2 protein-coding genes are annotated in these 1189 nt (G+C 39.5%); both read right to left on the minus strand.

Going from position 1 to position 1189, the window contains the following annotated elements:
• Positions 1-34: 34 nt before the first annotated feature.
• Positions 35-577 (minus strand): IS630 family transposase, encoded by a 543-nt coding sequence (locus DIS06_RS19905; protein ID WP_110114982.1) that lies wholly within the window; start codon positions 575-577, stop codon positions 35-37.
• Positions 556-1089 carry a helix-turn-helix domain-containing protein gene (locus tag DIS06_RS19910; RefSeq protein WP_110114983.1) on the minus strand — a complete coding sequence of 178 codons (534 nt, stop codon included), beginning with the start codon at positions 1087-1089 and terminating at the stop codon, positions 556-558. The genes DIS06_RS19905 and DIS06_RS19910 overlap by 22 nt, the downstream gene beginning before the upstream one ends.
• Positions 1090-1189 lie beyond the last annotated feature (100 nt).

Below are 1189 nucleotides of genomic sequence, written 5' to 3' on the forward strand. Positions count from 1 at the left end.
TATATATAAATGATTTTCTTTTTCGACATTTGACCTAGTGAATCCCTAAGCGTTGTAATACAGCTTGTGGCATTTGTGCAATCTCTTTTAAAAAGCTCTTAACCGACTCTTCGATAGATGCTTTTGTTGGATGAAATTTATTAGCAATGACCTGTTGCTTCAGCCATTTCCATAACCGTTCGATCGGATTCAGATTAGGAGAATAAGGTGGAAGATGTACAAACATGAGAGAATCCACATGTTCTTCCGCGAAATCTGTTACCATCTGGCTTTTATGGATGGGAGCGTTATCTGTCACCATGATGATAAATTTCCCTTCATATTTTTCCAAAAGATGTTGTAAAAACGTGATAAAAGCTTCTTTCTTCGCTGAAGAAGTCATGGTCGTCACGACTTCACCTGTCCCTGCTTCGACCGTTCCAAACAACGTAACCGAAGCATGATGGCCATAGGTAGGAATTTGTCGTTGCATTCCAGATTGAGACCAAGTTGAATGCAGACTTTGATAAGCCCGAATGTGTGTCTCATCCTGAAATAAGAGAATCGTATTTTCGTTTAAAGCGTTTTTTTTATCCATTCCAATTGATGAGAAAACCAATGTTGTTTTTGTGGATCCGCCTTTTTTAACACATAAGTAGGGCGTGTATACCGAAGAGAGAGCCGCCAAAGCATACGTAATACACCCGTTTGAGTCATTTGGACGTCATAAGTGCGAAGGATGTATTCAGAAACAATCGGTGTCGTCCAAGATACGGCCGTTCCTAATTCATGATCAGAAGGAGAACTAGTCAAAATGACTTCCTTTAACTTCTTCTGTTGTTCTTCTGTTAAAAAGCAAGGGCGTCCCTGACCAAATTTACGTTCAAGTAGAAGATCCAAGCCCCCTTCGTTAAAACGATGGACGTATTCAGAAACCGTCTGACGGTGCAAGTTACAAATCTCAGCAACTTCTTTTCCAAGCTTTCCTTCCATGACAAGACGGACAGCAGTGATTCGATGGCGCATATTCGCTCGTGTTTCTTGTTTTTCATACGAACGTAAATCAGATGAAGATAATCCATGAGAATTGGTAATTTTTAAACGTTTCATACGGCAGTACCCCTTTGTCTACGGCTTTTATTAAGCAGTATAGACAAGGATAAAACGGTTTAAGCATAGGAAGTTGGAAATGTTAATCATTTATATATAG

The organism is Bacillus sp. CGMCC 1.16541 (assembly GCF_003184905.1).
Lineage (GTDB): Bacteria > Bacillota > Bacilli > Bacillales > Bacillaceae_H > Priestia.

Coding starts and splice junctions, on each gene's coding strand:
- DIS06_RS19905 (WP_110114982.1), bottom strand. CDS start 577: ATGGATAAAAAAAACGCTTTAAACGAAAATACGATTCTCTTATTTCAG.
- DIS06_RS19910 (WP_110114983.1), bottom strand. CDS start 1,089: ATGAAACGTTTAAAAATTACCAATTCTCATGGATTATCTTCATCTGAT.